At 39.6% G+C, this 17,505-nt stretch carries 16 protein-coding genes; 10 read left to right on the forward strand and 6 right to left on the reverse strand.

Annotated elements, in window-relative coordinates; all coding sequences use genetic code 11:
• The first annotated feature begins 1 nt into the window (after position 1).
• The 8 genes from aroQ (at position 2) to fis (ending at position 6,871) form a co-directional block, all read left to right on the forward strand.
• Complete coding sequence (gene aroQ / locus ACU696_RS19315) at positions 2 to 466, forward strand: type II 3-dehydroquinate dehydratase (RefSeq protein WP_004908209.1); 465 nt, start codon at positions 2 to 4, stop codon at positions 464 to 466.
• A gap of 18 nt (positions 467 to 484) precedes the next feature.
• Positions 485 to 955 (forward strand): acetyl-CoA carboxylase biotin carboxyl carrier protein, encoded by a 471-nt coding sequence (gene accB / locus ACU696_RS19320; protein ID WP_004908206.1) that lies wholly within the window; start codon positions 485 to 487, stop codon positions 953 to 955.
• A 12-nt stretch (positions 956 to 967) separates the two neighbouring features.
• Entirely contained in the window at positions 968 to 2,314 is a 1,347-nt protein-coding gene (gene accC / locus ACU696_RS19325; protein ID WP_004908205.1) for an acetyl-CoA carboxylase biotin carboxylase subunit, read from the forward strand.
• A 176-nt stretch (positions 2,315 to 2,490) separates the two neighbouring features.
• Positions 2,491 to 2,733, forward strand: a complete 243-nt coding sequence (locus ACU696_RS19330) for a YhdT family protein (protein WP_447343212.1) — start codon at positions 2,491 to 2,493, stop codon at positions 2,731 to 2,733.
• On the forward strand, positions 2,723 to 4,183 hold the full coding sequence (panF, locus tag ACU696_RS19335; protein WP_004908200.1) for a sodium/pantothenate symporter: 1,461 nt from the start codon (positions 2,723 to 2,725) through the stop codon (positions 4,181 to 4,183). Before ACU696_RS19330 ends, panF begins: the two co-directional genes overlap by 11 nt.
• A gap of 198 nt (positions 4,184 to 4,381) precedes the next feature.
• Positions 4,382 to 5,266 (forward strand): 50S ribosomal protein L11 methyltransferase, encoded by an 885-nt coding sequence (gene prmA, locus ACU696_RS19340; RefSeq protein WP_004908197.1) that lies wholly within the window; start codon positions 4,382 to 4,384, stop codon positions 5,264 to 5,266.
• A 317-nt stretch (positions 5,267 to 5,583) separates the two neighbouring features.
• On the forward strand, positions 5,584 to 6,567 hold the full coding sequence (dusB, locus tag ACU696_RS19345) for a tRNA dihydrouridine synthase DusB (RefSeq protein WP_004908195.1): 984 nt from the start codon (positions 5,584 to 5,586) through the stop codon (positions 6,565 to 6,567).
• 7 nt (positions 6,568 to 6,574) lie between these two features.
• Positions 6,575 to 6,871, forward strand: coding sequence for a DNA-binding transcriptional regulator Fis (gene fis / locus ACU696_RS19350; protein ID WP_004258438.1), 297 nt, complete (start codon positions 6,575 to 6,577; stop codon positions 6,869 to 6,871).
• Between the two features lie 64 nt (positions 6,872 to 6,935).
• On the opposite strand, the gene ACU696_RS19355 is transcribed toward fis, so the two are convergent.
• Positions 6,936 to 8,486 carry a methyl-accepting chemotaxis protein gene (locus ACU696_RS19355; protein ID WP_004908190.1) on the reverse strand — a complete coding sequence of 517 codons (1,551 nt, stop codon included), beginning with the start codon at positions 8,484 to 8,486 and terminating at the stop codon, positions 6,936 to 6,938.
• Between the two features lie 474 nt (positions 8,487 to 8,960).
• On the opposite strand from ACU696_RS19355, the gene ACU696_RS19360 reads away from it, so the two are divergent.
• Together ACU696_RS19360 and ACU696_RS19365 are read left to right on the forward strand one after the other, a co-directional pair.
• Complete coding sequence (locus tag ACU696_RS19360) at positions 8,961 to 11,096, forward strand: TonB-dependent receptor (protein WP_226537895.1); 2,136 nt, start codon at positions 8,961 to 8,963, stop codon at positions 11,094 to 11,096.
• Between the two features lie 20 nt (positions 11,097 to 11,116).
• Positions 11,117 to 12,094: an energy transducer TonB gene (locus ACU696_RS19365; protein WP_209101844.1), complete on the forward strand. Its 978-nt coding sequence runs from the start codon at positions 11,117 to 11,119 to the stop codon at positions 12,092 to 12,094.
• Positions 12,095 to 12,185: 91 nt separating this feature from the next.
• On the opposite strand, the gene ACU696_RS19370 is transcribed toward ACU696_RS19365, so the two are convergent.
• The 5 genes from ACU696_RS19370 to ACU696_RS19390 all read right to left on the reverse strand — a co-directional run bounded on the left by ACU696_RS19370 (position 12,186) and on the right by ACU696_RS19390 (position 17,119).
• The gene (locus tag ACU696_RS19370; RefSeq protein WP_004908187.1) at positions 12,186 to 13,433 is read right to left on the reverse strand and encodes an aromatic amino acid transporter; all 1,248 of its coding nucleotides are present in this window, start codon (positions 13,431 to 13,433) and stop codon (positions 12,186 to 12,188) included.
• 63 nt (positions 13,434 to 13,496) lie between these two features.
• Positions 13,497 to 14,900: a tryptophanase gene (locus tag ACU696_RS19375; protein WP_004908186.1), complete on the reverse strand. Its 1,404-nt coding sequence runs from the start codon at positions 14,898 to 14,900 to the stop codon at positions 13,497 to 13,499.
• A 528-nt stretch (positions 14,901 to 15,428) separates the two neighbouring features.
• Positions 15,429 to 16,085 carry a DUF799 domain-containing protein gene (locus ACU696_RS19380; protein WP_209101842.1) on the reverse strand — a complete coding sequence of 219 codons (657 nt, stop codon included), beginning with the start codon at positions 16,083 to 16,085 and terminating at the stop codon, positions 15,429 to 15,431.
• Positions 16,082 to 16,435 (reverse strand): DUF4810 domain-containing protein, encoded by a 354-nt coding sequence (locus tag ACU696_RS19385; RefSeq protein ID WP_004908184.1) that lies wholly within the window; start codon positions 16,433 to 16,435, stop codon positions 16,082 to 16,084. The genes ACU696_RS19380 and ACU696_RS19385 overlap by 4 nt, the downstream gene beginning before the upstream one ends.
• Before the next feature lie 9 nt (positions 16,436 to 16,444).
• Positions 16,445 to 17,119: a CsgG/HfaB family protein gene (locus ACU696_RS19390; RefSeq protein ID WP_110731665.1), complete on the reverse strand. Its 675-nt coding sequence runs from the start codon at positions 17,117 to 17,119 to the stop codon at positions 16,445 to 16,447.
• Positions 17,120 to 17,505: the final 386 nt, after the last annotated feature.

The raw sequence follows: 17,505 nt of genomic DNA on the forward strand, positions 1-17,505 counted from the left end.
AATGGCAGAAGATATTCACATTTTACTCTTGAATGGGCCAAACCTGAACCTGCTAGGTACACGGGAACCTGATAAATACGGCAACCAAACTCTTGCTGATATCGTATCCAAGCTCGAGGCAGAGGCAAACCCGCTAGGAGTAAAACTGAGTCATTTTCAGTCAAACGCAGAATTTGAACTCATCGATAAAATTCATGCTGCACGTCATGATGTTGATTTTATCCTCATCAATCCGGCTGCATTCACACATACCAGTGTTGCACTACGTGATGCATTACTCGCGGTGAGTATCCCGTTTATCGAGATCCACCTGTCTAATGTGCATGCTAGGGAATCATTTCGCCAACATTCTTATTTCTCCGATAAAGCTATCGGTGTAATTTGTGGTCTAGGTGCTGATGGTTATAGTTTTGCTTTACAGGCAGCGGTTAACCGTCTGCGCCTAATTAATTCAATCCAAATATAAGAGTACGGAATCATATCCATGGATATTCGTAAAATTAAAAAGCTGATCGAGCTGGTCGAAGAGTCTGGCATTTCTGAACTGGAAATTTCTGAAGGGGAAGAGTCAGTACGTATCAGCCGCGTTTCACCTGCTGCTCAGGTTATGGCTGCACCTCAACAGTATTACTCAGCACCGGTTGCACAACAACCTGCTCTGGCTAATGCAGTTGCACCATCTGAAGCAATGGTAGCGCCAGCTGCACCAGCCGCAGTTGCAGGTCACCAAGTTCGCTCACCAATGGTCGGTACTTTCTACCGCGCACCAAGCCCAGAAGCGAAGCCATTTGTCGAAGTTGGTCAAACGGTCAGCGTTGGTGATCCACTTTGCATCGTTGAAGCGATGAAAATGATGAACCAAATCGAAGCAGATAAAGCAGGCGTTGTTAAAGCCATTCTGTTGCAAAACGGTGATGCAGTAGAATTTGACGAGCCATTAGTTGTCATCGAATAACGAGGCGTTTCCATGCTGGAAAAAATTGTTATTGCTAACCGTGGAGAAATCGCATTACGTATTTTGCGTGCCTGTAAAGAACTTGGCATCAAAACAGTAGCGGTTCACTCTACGGCAGATAGCGATCTAAAACACGTGTTACTGGCTGATGAAACAATTTGTATCGGCCCAGCAGCATCAGCGAAAAGTTACTTAAATATCCCTGCGATTATCTCAGCAGCGGAAATTTCAGGTGCGCAAGCAATTCACCCAGGATATGGTTTCTTGGCTGAAAATGCAGATTTCGCAGAACAAGTTGAAAACTCAGGTTTTGTTTTTATCGGTCCAAAAGCTGAAACCATCCGCCTAATGGGTGATAAAGTTTCTGCCATTAACGCGATGAAAAAAGCCGGTGTACCTTGCGTTCCGGGTTCTGATGGCCCATTAGGGAACGACACTGAAAAAAATAAAGCCATCGCGAAACGTATCGGCTACCCTGTCATCATCAAAGCATCTGGTGGTGGTGGTGGTCGTGGTATGCGTGTGGTACGTAATGAGAAAGATTTAGAATCTTCTATCAACCTAACACGTGCTGAAGCGAAATCCGCTTTTAATAATGATATGGTTTACATGGAAAAATTCCTTGAAAACCCACGTCATATTGAAATTCAAGTCATGGCTGATGGCCAAGGCCATGCGGTTTACTTGGCTGAGCGTGACTGTTCAATGCAGCGTCGCCACCAAAAAGTGGTTGAAGAAGCACCAGCTCCAGGTATTACACCTGAAATTCGCCGCAATATCGGTGAGCGCTGTGCCAATGCGTGTATTGAAATCGGTTATCGCGGTGCAGGTACTTTCGAATTCTTATTTGAAAACGGTGAGTTCTACTTCATCGAAATGAATACCCGTATTCAAGTTGAGCACCCAGTCACTGAAATGATCACTGGTGTAGACTTGATTAAAGAGCAGCTGCGTGTTGCATCTGGGTTACCATTATCAGTTAAGCAGGAAGATATTGTGGTTCACGGCCATGCTGTGGAATGCCGTATCAACGCAGAAGACCCGAATACCTTCATCCCTAGTCCGGGAAAAATCACCCGTTTCCACTCTCCTGGTGGTTTTGGCGTACGTTGGGAATCTCATATTTACGCAGGCTACACTGTACCTCCGTATTATGACTCAATGATTGGTAAATTAATTACTTATGGTGAAACTCGTGAAATCGCTATTTCTCGTATGAAAAATGCGTTAAACGAACTTATCGTCGATGGTATTAAAACCAATATTGAACTGCACCAAATGATTATGAGCGATGAAAATTTCCAAAAAGGCGGAACTAACATCCACTATTTAGAGAAAAAACTGGGTATTGCTGAATAAGTCAGCGATAACCTGTTTAACTCATCGTTAATCGATACCGTAACGCGCTGCGTTACGGTATTTTTTTATGCTAAATACGCTTTATTGCACTTTTCTTCTGCTATTTTTCACACTCAGCCCACGGATTATCGTACAATTGCTGATTATTTTTTTATGGGAATGAAGGGGAATAACGGGTGGATAAACGTTTTCTTCAATCAAATAAAGAAGCACGCTGGTCATTTTATTTGACTATCGCCTATCTAGTCGGCTGGGTTATTAGTGCCTACCTGCCGGACAATACACTTGGAGTTACAGGGCTACCACTGTGGTTTGAATGGTCTTGTCTCATCTTACCCATCATTTTTATTTTGCTCTGCATTATAATGGTTAAACTGATTTTTAAAGACATCTCTCTGGAGGAGAATGATGCAGATTGAAGTTCTCCTGCCTCTCGTCGGCTACCTAGCTCTCGTCTTTTTGCTATCCATTTATGCATATAAAAAACGAACAAAAGGCGAGTTTTTAAATGAATACTTTTTAGGTAATCGTTCAATGGGCGGCTTTGTCCTTGCGATGACCATTACCGCTACCTATATTAGTGCGAGTTCTTTTATTGGTGGGCCGGGAGCTGCCTATAAATATGGCCTAGGTTGGGTGCTATTGGCGATGATCCAACTGCCTGCTATTTGGCTTTCCCTCGGCGTACTTGGTAAAAAATTTGCTATTTTGGCGCGTCGCTATAATGCCGTTACGCTCAACGATATGCTGTATGCACGCTACCAAAGCCGATTTTTAGTGTGGTTTGCCAGTGTTAGCCTGCTCATTGCCTTTTTTGGTGCCATGACAGTGCAATTTATTGGTGGTGCGCGCTTATTAGAAACAGCAGCAGGTATTCCATATACTTACGGGTTAATAATTTTTGGGGTTTCCATCGCACTCTACACCGCAATTGGTGGGTTTAGAGCTAGCGTATTAAATGACGCACTGCAAGGGCTAGTGATGCTATTAGGCACGGTGATCCTACTAGTGGCGATTATTTACCATGCCGGTGGTCTACCCTCTGCAATAGAAAAAATGCATAGCATAGACCCGAAATTGGTATCGCCTGAAGGTGCAGATGACATTTTAAGCGGGCCATTTTTAGCGTCATTTTGGGTTTTGGTCTGTTTTGGGGTGATAGGCTTACCTCACACCGCAGTACGTTGTATTTCATATAAAGACAGTAAAGCGGTTCACCGCGGCATTATTTTGGGAACTATCGTCATGGCAGTGCTGATGTTTGGTATGCACTTTGCAGGCGCTCTCGGTCGCGCAATTTTACCTGACCTCACGATCCCAGACCAAGTGATCCCGACCTTGATGGTACAAGTTCTGCCACCTTTCGCTGCGGGGATCTTCCTAGCGGCACCAATGGCTGCGATTATGTCGACGATCAACGCACAACTGCTGCAATCCTCAGCGACCATCGTAAAAGATATCTATCTGAACACTGTGCCAAAGCAAATCAAAAATGAAAAGCGTCTTGCGCGGATCTCTAGCCTTTCCACTTTGGTCTTAGGTGCGTTGCTTTTAGTTGCAGCATGGAACCCGCCTCAAATGATTATCTGGCTGAACTTACTGGCTTTTGGTGGTTTAGAAGCCGTTTTCTTGTGGCCATTAGTCCTCGGGCTCTATTGGGAAAAAGCCAATGGAACAGGTGCAATCAGTGGTATGGTCGTCGGTGGCGTCAGCTATGCCATATTGGCAAGTTTTAAAATTGAAATCATGGGCTTTCACGCTATCGTCCCATCACTGATTTTTAGTCTTATTGCCTTTTTTGTCGGTAATCTTTTTGGCAAAAATCCAGTACAATCACCAGCAAACGAACAGGTAACTAGCACTCACTGATTCCTATCTACTGATAGGTGAATTTGGCGTTACCTAATGTAAATGAACAAATGCAATGCTCTAGATAATTCGCGTCATAGATAGGCGGCAAACGAGCTAATCCCTAGGAGCATACACCAGTATGTGACTAGAGTTAGTGAGCGCAGCCAACAACGCTATGGCGTGAAGAATGACGAGCATTTTAGAAGAGAAAAAACAATGCCTTGGATACAAATAAGACTAAACTCAACCGCAAAAGATGCTGAAAACCTTGGCGATGAGTTAATCGAAACAGGGGCGGTATCCGTCACTTTTCAAGATAGCCATGACACACCCGTGTTTGAGCCACTTCCAGGGGAAACACGTCTTTGGGGTGATACAGATGTTATCGGGCTCTACGATGCAGAAACCGACATGAAACTTGTCGTCGCTCAACTAGAAAATAGTCCTCTACTGGGCACGGGTTTTATCCATAAAATCGAACAATTAGAAGACAAAGATTGGGAAAGAGAGTGGATGGATAATTTTCATCCAATGCGCTTTGGAGAACGTTTATGGATCTGCCCAAGCTGGCGTGATGTACCCGATCCAACAGCGGTTAATGTGATGTTAGATCCTGGTCTCGCCTTTGGTACTGGAACACATCCAACCACCTCATTATGTCTTCAATGGTTAGACGGCCTTGATCTCGAAGGTAAAACCGTGATCGACTTTGGTTGTGGATCCGGAATTTTAGCGATCGCTGCATTAAAATTAGGTGCCGCTCATGCGATTGGGATCGACATCGACCCCCAAGCTATCACCGCAAGCCGCGATAATGCGCAACGTAACGGTGTTTCAGAGCGTTTATCCCTATACTTACCGAAAGACCAACCTAATGACTTACAAGCCGATGTCGTGGTTGCTAACATCCTTGCTGGCCCATTACGTGAACTTGCCCCTATGATTAGTGTACTACCACGTCCGGGTGGGTTATTAGGTCTTTCTGGTGTACTCGCCAGTCAAGCTGAAAGTGTTGCGGATGCATACCGTTCAACTTTTGACATTGACCCTGTCGCTGAAAAAGAAGAATGGTGCCGGATTACGGGTGTCAAGCATTTTTAGTGATTTTTTTTATTAAAATCAGAGAATAATTTCTTTGAAAACAACGCCAGAATAGATTATCTTATAGCTCAAATATTGCTCAATAGCTGGCGATAATCTGTTCTGCACGAGATTTGAACAGCACAACAGTTATTTTAATAAATCGTTATGGAACCAACTTAACTATTTGTTAAATATAACTAATTTTATAATTGCAAACCTGCAAGATAAAAAAATTAGTGATAAATAACCGTTTGCTCAAAGTTTGTCCTTTCATATCTCGTAAAAAATGCGTAATATACGCGCCCTTGCAGTCACAGTATGGCCCCCATTTAGTTATGCGAATCGGACAATATCAGTTGAGAAACTGCCTTATTGCTGCCCCCATGGCAGGCATTACAGATAAACCGTTTAGGTCACTCTGTTATGACATGGGTGCTGGGATGACAGTATCAGAGATGCTTTCTTCTAATCCTCAAGTTTGGAAGACCGACAAATCTAGACTCAGAATGGTTCATCGCGATGAACTTGGGGTTCGTTCAGTGCAAATAGCTGGCAATGATCCCGATGAAATGGCTGCCGCGGCTCAAATCAACGTTGAGAGTGGCGCTCAAATCATCGATATCAACATGGGCTGTCCAGCTAAAAAAGTGAATCGTAAGCTTGCAGGCTCGGCACTGCTACGCTACCCAGAAATCGTGAAATCGATTCTTGAAGGTGTCGTCAAAGCAGTGGATGTGCCAGTTACCCTTAAGATCCGCACAGGCTGGTCACCTGAAGAGCGAAACTGCATAGAGATTGCCAAATTGGCCGAAGATTGCGGCATTCAAGCTCTCACTATTCATGGCAGAACTAGAGCCTGTCTGTTTAATGGGGAAGCTGAATATGACAATATTCGGGCAGTTAAGCAGACTGTTACCATTCCGGTTATTGCCAATGGCGACATTACTGACCCGCTAAAAGCCAGAGCTGTTTTAGACTACACAGGGGCGGATGCCTTGATGGTAGGCAGAGCGGCTCAGGGAAGACCCTGGATCTTCCGGGAAATCCAGCATTATCTGGACACAGGTGAAATATTGCCACCGATGCCTATGGCAGAGGTACAACGTATTATGCTAGCGCATGTACAGGAATTGCACGACTTCTATGGTCAAGGCAAAGGAGCCCGTATTGCGCGCAAACATGTTTCTTGGTACTTGAAAGAACATGCACCTGATGACCAGTTTCGGCGCTCATTCAACACCATTGAGGATGCCAGCGAACAGCTGGAGGTGTTGGAGGCATTTTTTGAAAATTTTTGCGTAAATAAAGATAAGAGCTGACAGAACTATGTTCGAACAACGCGTAAATTCTGACGTACTAACCGTTGCTACTGTAAATTCACAAGATCAAGTAACTCAAAAACCGTTACGTGACTCAGTCAAGCAAGCACTGAAGAACTATTTTGCTCAATTAAATAATCAAGATGTTAATGATTTATATGAGCTGGTATTGGCTGAAGTAGAACAGCCTTTGTTGGACATGGTTATGCAATATACCCGTGGAAACCAGACCCGTGCAGCCCTGATGATGGGTATCAACCGCGGCACTCTGCGTAAGAAACTGAAAAAATACGGCATGAACTAATCCTAGTCGGTTAATGCAGTATTTTTGTGAGCCCTCACTGTAATCCAGTGAGGGCTTTTTATTATCAAGCCGCAGATAGATTAAACTTCTGAACCGCTTGTTGTAGGTCTTGAGTTTGCTGTGCTAATGAGTTGGCTGCTGTAGCCACTTGCTCAACTAAAGAGGCATTTTGCTGTGTAACACCGTCCATCTGTGTAATAGCGACCCCAACTTGGGCGATCCCTTTGCTCTGCTCTTCTGAAGCTACGGTGATTTGCTCCATAATTGCTGTCACCTCATTAATTCCTTGTAAAATATGCTCCATCGTTTTGCCCATCTCGTTCACTAAACCAGTTCCTTTTTGTACACAAGTTCCTGAGTCTGCAATTAACCGTTCAATTTCCATCGCTGCTTCTGCACTGTGGCTCGCTAACTTACGCACCTCTGCAGCGACCACCATGAAACCGCGCCCATGCACACCTGCACGAGCCGCTTCGATAGAAGCATTGAGCGCTAAGATATTAGTTTGGAAACTGATATCGTTAATCATGTTGATGATATCTGCGATTTTTTGTGAACTTTGGGATATTTCACTCATAGTAACGACAACTGAATCAACAATGCTATTCCCTTTATTCGCGACCACGAACGCTTCACCGACTAGCTGATTAGCTTGAAGTGTGTTTTCCATATTCAGTTGAACTGCTGCTGTAATTTCCTCCATACTCGCTGCCGTCTCTTCTAACGCAGCGGCCTGCTCTTCGGTTCGAGATGAAAGGTCGCTATTACCGTTTGAAATTTCACTTGCCCCCAAATAAATATTGTCACTTCCTTGTCGGATTGTATTGACCGATTCACTTAAATCTTTTCTCATCCCTTCAAGTATTGGAAATAATTTTCCTACACAGCTATTTCCGAATGACTGTACAGGATGGCTTAAATCACCTTTTGCGATATCAATAAAATGCTGTCTCAGTAAACCTAGTGGTTTTTGCATCATTTCTGCCATATAGCGATCCGTAAAAATGAGCATAAAGATCCCTAATATTGCAGTGATGATCATAACCATTCGCGTAATATCCATCACGTTATCAACATGATTTCGAGCTTGGCTAATCAACTCTTCTGCTGTCTGGTTGAATTTTTGAATTGAAGAACCAAACGCTCGGCTCAATGCGGGAGTGATATTATGGGCGTGGGACAAATATTTATTGGTATCACTTTCCATACTAAGGGCTAATTGAGGCTTTACCCCATCATCAAGTAGTGCTTGCCAACTGCTAATTACCTGCTCTGCAATTTCAGGAGTCATTGGCCCTGGGGAAATCAATTTCATCTGCTCTAAATATTTTTCCATATTGGACATTGCCTCTCTGACGGGGCCATAGTCCACTGTTTTTCCTTCACCTTTACTTTCCATTACCCGGGTTAACCGTGTAACAAAACGGAAGTATTGGTCATTTCCCTGACTGATCACCGTCATTTGTTGTACTAATTGCCTATCAATATCGTTTCCATCAGCAATGCGTGATAGTGACCAACCACTATATACATTCGTTCCCCCCAAGATCAGACACAAAATACTTAACAATACGAAGACCACAGTGCGAATTGAGTAATTTCGAAGTTTCTGCATAGAATTTCTCTTTTGGTGGGATAATCTGACAATATTTAACTTTATCGGCGTTATAGGAAAATATTTTAACCGCTAGATTTGGTTGTTCTTTATCCTAAATAGGTAAAAATACTTATATTTCAAGGGGGTTACTATTTGATTTTGGGAATCAGAGAAAATTAAAAATTTGAGATTAATGTGAGTAATTTGAAGTAGATCGCTAAATACAAGAATCCAACCTGAGTAAATGAACCATCTCGAATACTATTTTCATGTCTATCCTGACGTAAAAGCTACCATCCCCTCAGTAACATATACCCCCTAAGTCAACAATTTATTTCCACTTAAATCAAATAATTAGACATAGAATAAATTGGTTTAAATTAATTGATCTTGAAATTAATAATAATATAATAAGATTGATTATCATTTGCATTATCATTACAAAAAGGCAAACCGACTCCAATGAAAAACATTTCCTCCGTTGGAAACAATATGGTTAAATTTAAGCCAGATTTTATTTGTTTCATTATTTTATCAACACTTTCTTTTACAACTCATGCAGCCAATAAAGAGCTTAAATCATCGCAGCTTCAAGATGCTACCGATGCAATTGAGCTACAAGATAGTTATGCAAGGCCTGACTACGTTGAAATAGAACGTTTACGAGATACCAAGCAAATTATTGTTATTTCAAAAGAAGATATTCAAGGTAAAGGAAATCGCACAATCTCTGATGTGCTTAAATCCGTTCCTGGTATTAGTGTCGATACCTCTGGGCAAGGTAATATAGACTTGCGAGGACAAGGGGCTGAAACCTCACAACGTAACCTACAAGTATTACTTGATGGGGCTCCAATTACCACATTAGCAAATCACCCTTACACCACTAACTACGATATTATTCCCGTTGAACAACTTGAGCGTATTGAAATCATTCCCGGTGGTGGAAGCGTTATTTACGGCTCAGGGACTGCAGGTGGAGTCATTAATATCACGTCTAACCTGAGAAGTATGGCTAATCCCAAAACAAGTGTTTTATCTGAATGGAACTCAGAAGGATACCGTTTAAATGCTAATTTGGGAGCGCGGGTTAATGATAAATTTTCAATTTTAGGCACAGCCAGTAAACTAAATCGTGACCTTTACTATAAAGATACCTACCGTAATTCAGAATATTATTCATTAGGTGGAAGATGGGATCTCACTTCAGATCAAAGCCTGATGTTGCGAGGAAGCCATCTCACTGAAAGTTCCCAATACGTAAAAACGCTCACATCACGTAATATCAAAAAGTATGGTAAAGACTACGTTCCACCAGACAAAACCGTCACTGTCGGTATTGATGAAAATGGTAAGTTAATTAAAAAAACAATCAGCGGTTATTTGACTGGTGACCGCGAGGTCGATAGCTATAATTTAAGTTACCAAAATGCATTTACGGATAAACTCAATTTTGCTACTGATGTTTTCTACACTGATGGTTTTTATACTAATAATGCCAACTGGGAACAAAAAGTTAATCAAAAAAGCCACGGAACAAAAATCAAATTAGATATCGGCTATCTTGATGATAGTAACCTACTTTTGGGCATAGATTATTCCAAACAAAAGGCTTCTATTCATTATATTGGAAGCTATAAAAAGGACAGTAAAGGCCGATATTATGGGGTTCCTCATAATTTCGATTATGATAAAACCACAAAGGCAATTTATGTCCTTAACAGCCTGAAATCAGATCAATTTGTTTTTACTCAAGGGCTAAGACGTGAATTGGCGGAATGGTCATTTGATAAAAGCGGTACGGTAAATGGATCAGGTACTTCAGACCGTTGGAATACCGCTGCAGAACTTTCTCTTGCTTACCTTTATCGCGATACAGGTCGAGTTTATGGGCGATATGAACGAGGCTACACCCTTCCCGATGGCTTGCAAATCAGTGACCAATCGGTCGTTAATGGTGAAAAAATTTACACGCCGACTAAGGCAGAAGATGAGAAATATGACTTATTTGAGGTCGGCTTAAGAGACAAATTAGCGTTTAGTACTGTCAATGTCACGTTCTGGACATCCAATACAAATAATCAGTTAAATCGCATTTATCTCACTAGCGTCAATGATGCGAAGACAATGAATTTGTTAAAAACTCGCCGCTGGGGAGCCGATGTTGACTTCCAGCAAACGCTCGGTGATTTCACCTTCCAAGAATCATATTCATGGCTCAGAGGACGTTCTGATTATAACAACCATGGCCGCCAATTCTTGGAAGAAAATGGCAAAAACACCATTGATTACACGAAAAGTGGTTTAACTAAAGTGCCAGAGCACTCCGTTAAACTAAAAGTAAAATACGACTTTACTGAGGATTTATCAGGAGATATTCAGTACACCTATTATGGTTCGTACAATAACTTCCTTTCTGATGCCAATAAAGAAGAAGATGGCGTTGTTAAATCACGTGAGCTCATTGACCTGAGTGTTCGTTACACACCGATTGAACACATTGAATTATATGGTGGGGTCACTAACTTAATGAATAAAACTTACTACGACTATGTTACTGCAGGCTACGGCTCATTGATTCCTGGAAATGAGCGCTCATTCTTTGCAGGTATCAAAGCCACCTATTGATTTAAACAGGAAATGTTTCAGTGACTATAAACCCGTTTTTTCGTTATAAACTTGCTTTAGCACTGTCACTCGTTATCCATATCATTGCCATTATGTTTATCGCCCTACAAGCAGGTAGGGCGCTACCTATGGTCGAAGGTGAGGAAACGATAACGCTATCTCTAGGGGGACCAATGGGCTCCGCTGGGGGCTCAGGAGAGCAGAGTAGTAAGAGACAAGCGCAATTACAAGAAGTTATATCAGAATCCTCCTCGAAGGCTGAAGCTGCTTCACAATTGAAGCAGCTTAGCAAGTCTCAACCTAATGAAAGTAAAATACCCTCAAAAACCCAACTTAAAAATTCATTAACTCCTGTTAATGTCCCCGTTGATAATACAATTGAATCACCTTTGCTCACACAGAAAACCAAAGTAAATATAAAACCGGAGATCAGTCAGCCCGTACAAGGAAAAAAACAAGAAAAACAAAGTAAATTACTGAACAATGACACTCGAAATAACACAGAAAATCAGCTTATTGCCAATAAAATAAGCCATGAAACACAGCAAGACTCACTAGAAACAGCTAAAGAAACACCATCCAATTCAGCGGCTAAAAATCATTCTTCCACCACCTCATCAACTTCAGAAAGTAGTCAAGGTGGTAAAGGGAATAATATATTATCGGGTAATAACCAATTCGCTGCTAATGGTGATGGGAGTTATACCGCACTCGGTTCGAGTGGTATTTCCTATACAATTTTACAGGATGCGACCCCTAAGTATCCAAAAGAGGCTCGCTCCTTAGGCTATACAAAAGTGGTTAAAATACAAATTCGGTTATTAGTTGGATTAGATGGCCAAGTTGAATCCGTTGAAATATTAAACAACAAGATCCCTGATTTAGGTTTTAAAGAAGAAGCGGTGAAAGCGATTAAAAAAATGACCTTTAAACCCATTATTTATCAAGGACAAAATATTAAAATGTACTTTAAAAAAACGGTCATATTTCAATACTAGCTTACAGTCAGCCATATTGTTGGACAGAAAAAAGGTACAGCGAACCCTCACTGTACCTTTGCAGTTATTTTACAGCTTGTATTTTGAAAAATTAACGGTATATCGGTAACAAATTAAACTGCGCTAACAATTGGCAAATAATACCAAAGACACCAAAAGCGATTACGGCATAGATTAACCCCTTTCCGCCCCACACTTTAAATTTAGATTCAGGAAAACGCTCTCTTACCTTTAATGCCATAACTGCAGGGCAAATAATCGCCCATATACATGCCGCCATACCTGCATAAGCTATTGCGATCAAAAAACCATTTGGGAATAACATGCAAAGAATAAGAGGAGGCAAGAAGCATAATAATGCAGATTTCATTCTACCTGATGGGTTATCTTTAAAATTTAGCGAAGCAAGAATGTAATCAAATAACCCAATTGCGACACCTAAGAATGAACAGAATACAGCACTAATAGAAAACCACAGTAAGAATGTCGCAATATTTTTGCTATTCAGCACTGCATATAATGATTCAATAAATGCGTCTAAATTACCGCCTTTATTAATAATTGTTAAAAACTCTGCCCGTGGTAGATTTCCCATTGTCCCCATGATCCAAAGAAAATAGAGAACCAGTGCTAATACACAACCGATAACACAACTCTTAACAACCTTTCTTTCATTCTCATGATAAAGCTTATATAGACTACAAACATTCCCATGATAACCAAAAGAAGTAATTGCATAGGGGATAATAATAAAGACAAAAGGTAGCAATGCTGTTTGTCCGCCCTCAACCGGTGAAGTTAATAACAAATCTGTTTTTACAATAAAAAATAACCCAGAGAAAGCCAAAATAAATAAAACTATTTTAATAAATAAAAATAATGATGTTAAACGGCTTGCTCCAACGCCACTCCACCAAATACTCGCACCTAATATTAATGTAAAGATAATAAATATTAACCTTAAGTTGATGTTGTATCCATAAATGGCGGCGGCTTCTTTAATCACTGAACCTGCGGCTGATATATAGGCATATATTAATATGTAGAGTACAAATATTAATGCCATATTAGCTATATAGCATGCCCATTTTGGTAATAATTCTTTAGATATGAAAAAGTAATTCGTTCCTGATCCATATTTCGATATACATTCTAAAATATAAATCCCTGAATGAAACATAAAAAAGCAAACAACTAACAAGATAACTACAGAGTTAATAAACCAAGCTCCAGCCATAATAGTGGGCAAACTAAACATACCCGCCCCTATCATGGCACCGCCTAGCACAAAACCCCCTACCATTATGGAGGGTTCTTTTTTGGCTGCCGAATTATTCATGGTGTTTACCTTAAGAATAAGGATGAGGCTCCCGCATTGCACGGGAACCATAAGAACGACCTATTATTTAATTGGTTTTAATCTTGCAGTAAAGTGCCTTAATACTGGTGGTTCATATTCGAAATCAAGACCTTTCAGAGTTGCGAATTTATCTTTTAACCCAATGAGAGCATCTGCAATGTAATCCATATGGTCATTGGTATATACGCGTCTCGCAATAGTTAATCGCATAAATTCCATGTCTGCATGTTTTTGTTTGCCCGTTTCAGGATCACGGCCTAATAAGAATGAACCAATTTCAACCGCACGAACACCAGACTCCAAATAAAGTGCGTTTATAACAGCTTGCGCAGGGAATTGGTCACCTGGAATATGTGGAACCAGTTTTTTACAGTCGACGAATACTGCGTGCCCGCCTGTAGGATATTGAATTGAAATACCACCTTCGCGTAAGCGGTCGCCTAAGTATTTAACTTGCCCTATACGATAATGCAGATATTCTTCACCAGCCCCTTCTTCAAGACCCTGTACCATTGCGGCCATATCACGACCCGCTAAGCCACCATAGGTCACGAAACCCTCCATTGGAACACAGCGTTGTCTTGCCAGTGTGAAGATTTTTTCGTCATTTTTAATACAAACCAACCCGCCGATATTTAATAGTGGGTCTTTTTTCGCTGACATCGTTAATGCATCAGCATACTTGTACATATCAAGAATAATTTCTTTAATTGTCGAATTTTTATATTTAGGATCACGCTCTTTAATAAAATACGCATTTTCACAAAAACGAGCCGAGTCCATGACAACAAAGATATTATGTTGTTTAGCAATCTCATAAACTTCTTTCAAATTCGCCATTGATACTGGCTGACCGCCCGCACTATTACAAGTTACAGTAGATACAATTGCAACAACGTTTTCTGCACCATGCTCAGCAATATTATCTTTTAATTTTTGGATATCAAAATTGCCTTTCCAATCATCATAAGTATCCGAGTCATAGGCTTTTTCGGTAACAATATTAATTGCCTTACAACCGTTTAATTCAACGTGTGCTGCTGTTGTATCAAAGTGGAAATTAGAAATAAATACCGGTTTTTTAGCACCGCCTTGTTCCTGTTTTACTTTCAATAAAACAGGGAATAACATATTTTCAGCACCGCGACCTTGGTGAGCAGGAATGACATAATCATAGTCAAACATCTCTTTCACTTTATCTTTTAAATCATAATAGTTACGAGATCCTGCGTACGCTTCATCACCAGTAATCATTGCTGCCCACTGGTGGTCACTCATCGCATTAGTACCTGAGTCAGTTAATAAATCAATATAAACCGCACTGCTTGGTAGTAAAAATGGGTTATATCCTGCTTCTTTTAACGCCGCTTCGCGTTCTTCTCTTGATGGAATACGGATATTTTCTACCATTTTAATACGGAATGGTTCTACGATTCTTTTAGCCATGATAATACCTTTAATTTTTCATTAAATAATAGAGATTTAACCCATAGTGAAATAAGTTAAAAAAACTTTAAGAAAGGAAAATAGAAAGGTTATTTATTTGGGAAAAAGAAGGCTAAAGAGATATCAATATTGAACCATTTCTTCATATAGAAGAAATACCTTGAAATAAGAGATTCGTTTAACAAGAACATACTATGACTCCTATCAACGAGGAATTAGTACAACCGACAACTATTATATATATAACAGTTGTATTACTAAAGTAATCGCTATTGTCATAATATTGTACCTCTATCACATTATTAGTAAGAGAGGCTGGAACAACTTGACTCAAGTCACAGTCTTAATTTATTTATTAAATAAGAGTTTAATTTTATTAAGTTTAGTTTAACTACATTAGTAAAAAATACATATACTTAATATAACAACATAATTAAATACATTAATTTAACTTAAATAAAAGATAACTTAAATAAAATGGGTAAAATAGTTTTATCCTATTTTACCCATTATTCAAATAATTAATAATTACTGAGCATCTTTACCGTATTTAGGTGATCTAGGCCCATATAAGATACCATTAGGCTTACCAGCAGATAATAACCTAACACTTGTTATACCTGCAATTGCATAGCTTTTATCTGTCATTGTATCTACGATTTGGTTAACAACAGCAGACACTAACGCCCCAATAATACCATTTGACGAGGAATTATTTTCAGCACTCGATGCAGTTGCGGAGCCACTCCATAGTAACGCCCCTGTTCTAGCATCAACCAATTTTGCATCCGCTGTAACGCGAGTATCACTGGAAATAACCTGATAACTTGTTCCGTATTCAGTGATATTCAAATAGAGTACCGCATCATTACCAAAAATTTCACGTAATTTTGCTGGAGGAACAGCCTGAATATCACCCGCATTTGTCATCCCGTTTTGCTTAAAAGTTTCCTCAACAACAGCAACAGGGAACACATAATAACCCGCCTCAGCTAAAGGAAAGGTCGCTTGTGATAATAAACCATGACTTGCCTGTATCTCTGGTGAACTATTTTGTGGTAATAGCACCAGAATACTTTTTGGTTTACTTTGATTAAATGCCGTGTAATCAACTTTAGTTGGCTGAACACATCCCGTTAATAACCATGTCATCACCAATCCGCAGACTATAAGTAAATGTTTCATTTTACTTTTCCTTTATTTTTCATGAGAAAATCCATGTAAGCCGCAGATTCTGGATACAATGCTTTTTCTGCAGTGAATTCTTGCATTGCAAGATCAACCGCTCCGGTTGTTGAATACAATAACCCTAAATGTGCATGTAACCCTGGCGGAGTTGCCAAACCTTTTGCTTTGCTCATTTCCAAATTCTTTTTCAAAGCTTGAATTTGTTCTTGGGGGCTAGTTTCTGTTTGTTGATAATATTGGTAAACCGTTGTTTGATAACCATCCCAGTTATATAATGGTTTTGGTTCATTGGCACAGCCATTTAATAAAATCGCACCGGCCATAACAGCCAATAATTTAATTTTCATCGTATTTCCTTATTTAGCTGGCTGCCATGCACCGCTTTCAATACCCGAAACTAAGTTATTTACAGCTTCCCTAATGGCTAAATCTAATACTTTTCCATTCAATGTTGAGTCATAACTAGCGGTACCACCAAAACCAATCACTTCCCTATTTGATAATTCATATTCACCAGCACCTTGTGAAGAAAATACCACTTCAGATGTTTGAACATTAACAACGTTTAAATTGACTTTGGCATATGCTACTTGTGATTTACCACGACCTAAAATACCGAATAACTGGCGATCCCCAACTTCTTTTCGCCCAAATTCAGTAACATCACCAGTAATCACATAAGTTGCACCTTTTAACTGTTGAGACTGACCATTAATGCCAGCTTCTTCTTTAAGCTCTTGCATATTTGCACGGTCTAATACATTAAAACGACCTGTTTGCTGTAAATGTGTCATCAAAATGGTTTTAGATTGATTACCTAAACGATCTACACCATCAGAGAAAATACCATTCATATAACTAGAACGATTATCGAATTTCCCTATTGATATTGGGCTTTTTGGACCTGAATATTGAGTATTATATGTCGCAACTTTTTCTACAGCTAAAGAGCGAGAAGATTCTTTAGCGCAACCACTTAATAATGCACTTGCAATAAAAATAGATGCAATACTGATTTTGGATATATTCATTTAGCTATCTCAATTAAAATAAAATTAGAATTAGAATTAATTTTTGCACTGTTATTTTGCATTAAATGAAGAATAGGATCTAGTCAATACTACCTATTTTTTACCTTATGTTTAGCTTAATTTTCAATTACGATAATATTCATAAAGTCACTAAGGTTTACTAAAATAAAATCAACCGTTTGATTAAACATGGATAAATTTAAAAAAATAATTTAATTAGTAATCTTTAGTGATGATATCGAATATCACCCTCTATAGATAATAATATATATTATTATCTATATTTCTTTTATTTTATTTGTTTTTTCTGATTAAAGGTAATATTTCCATATAATTAATTAGAATTGATTAATTTTTATCTATTTTTCAATCTACCATTGAAAGGC

This window comes from Providencia sp. PROV_01, assembly GCF_053098325.1.

Bases quoted from the DNA above. Each gene is read 5' to 3' on its own strand.
- aroQ (WP_004908209.1), top strand. From the start codon at position 2: ATGGCAGAAGATATTCACATTTTACTCTTGAATGGGCCAAACCTGAAC.
- accB (WP_004908206.1), top strand. From the start codon at position 485: ATGGATATTCGTAAAATTAAAAAGCTGATCGAGCTGGTCGAAGAGTCT.
- accC (WP_004908205.1), top strand. From the start codon at position 968: ATGCTGGAAAAAATTGTTATTGCTAACCGTGGAGAAATCGCATTACGT.
- panF (WP_004908200.1), top strand. From the start codon at position 2,723: ATGCAGATTGAAGTTCTCCTGCCTCTCGTCGGCTACCTAGCTCTCGTC.
- prmA (WP_004908197.1), top strand. From the start codon at position 4,382: ATGCCTTGGATACAAATAAGACTAAACTCAACCGCAAAAGATGCTGAA.
- dusB (WP_004908195.1), top strand. From the start codon at position 5,584: ATGCGAATCGGACAATATCAGTTGAGAAACTGCCTTATTGCTGCCCCC.
- fis (WP_004258438.1), top strand. From the start codon at position 6,575: ATGTTCGAACAACGCGTAAATTCTGACGTACTAACCGTTGCTACTGTA.
- ACU696_RS19355 (WP_004908190.1), bottom strand. From the start codon at position 8,486: ATGCAGAAACTTCGAAATTACTCAATTCGCACTGTGGTCTTCGTATTG.
- ACU696_RS19360 (WP_226537895.1), top strand. From the start codon at position 8,961: ATGGTTAAATTTAAGCCAGATTTTATTTGTTTCATTATTTTATCAACA.
- ACU696_RS19370 (WP_004908187.1), bottom strand. From the start codon at position 13,433: ATGAATAATTCGGCAGCCAAAAAAGAACCCTCCATAATGGTAGGGGGT.
- ACU696_RS19375 (WP_004908186.1), bottom strand. From the start codon at position 14,900: ATGGCTAAAAGAATCGTAGAACCATTCCGTATTAAAATGGTAGAAAAT.
- ACU696_RS19380 (WP_209101842.1), bottom strand. From the start codon at position 16,085: ATGAAACATTTACTTATAGTCTGCGGATTGGTGATGACATGGTTATTA.
- ACU696_RS19385 (WP_004908184.1), bottom strand. From the start codon at position 16,435: ATGAAAATTAAATTATTGGCTGTTATGGCCGGTGCGATTTTATTAAAT.
- ACU696_RS19390 (WP_110731665.1), bottom strand. From the start codon at position 17,119: ATGAATATATCCAAAATCAGTATTGCATCTATTTTTATTGCAAGTGCA.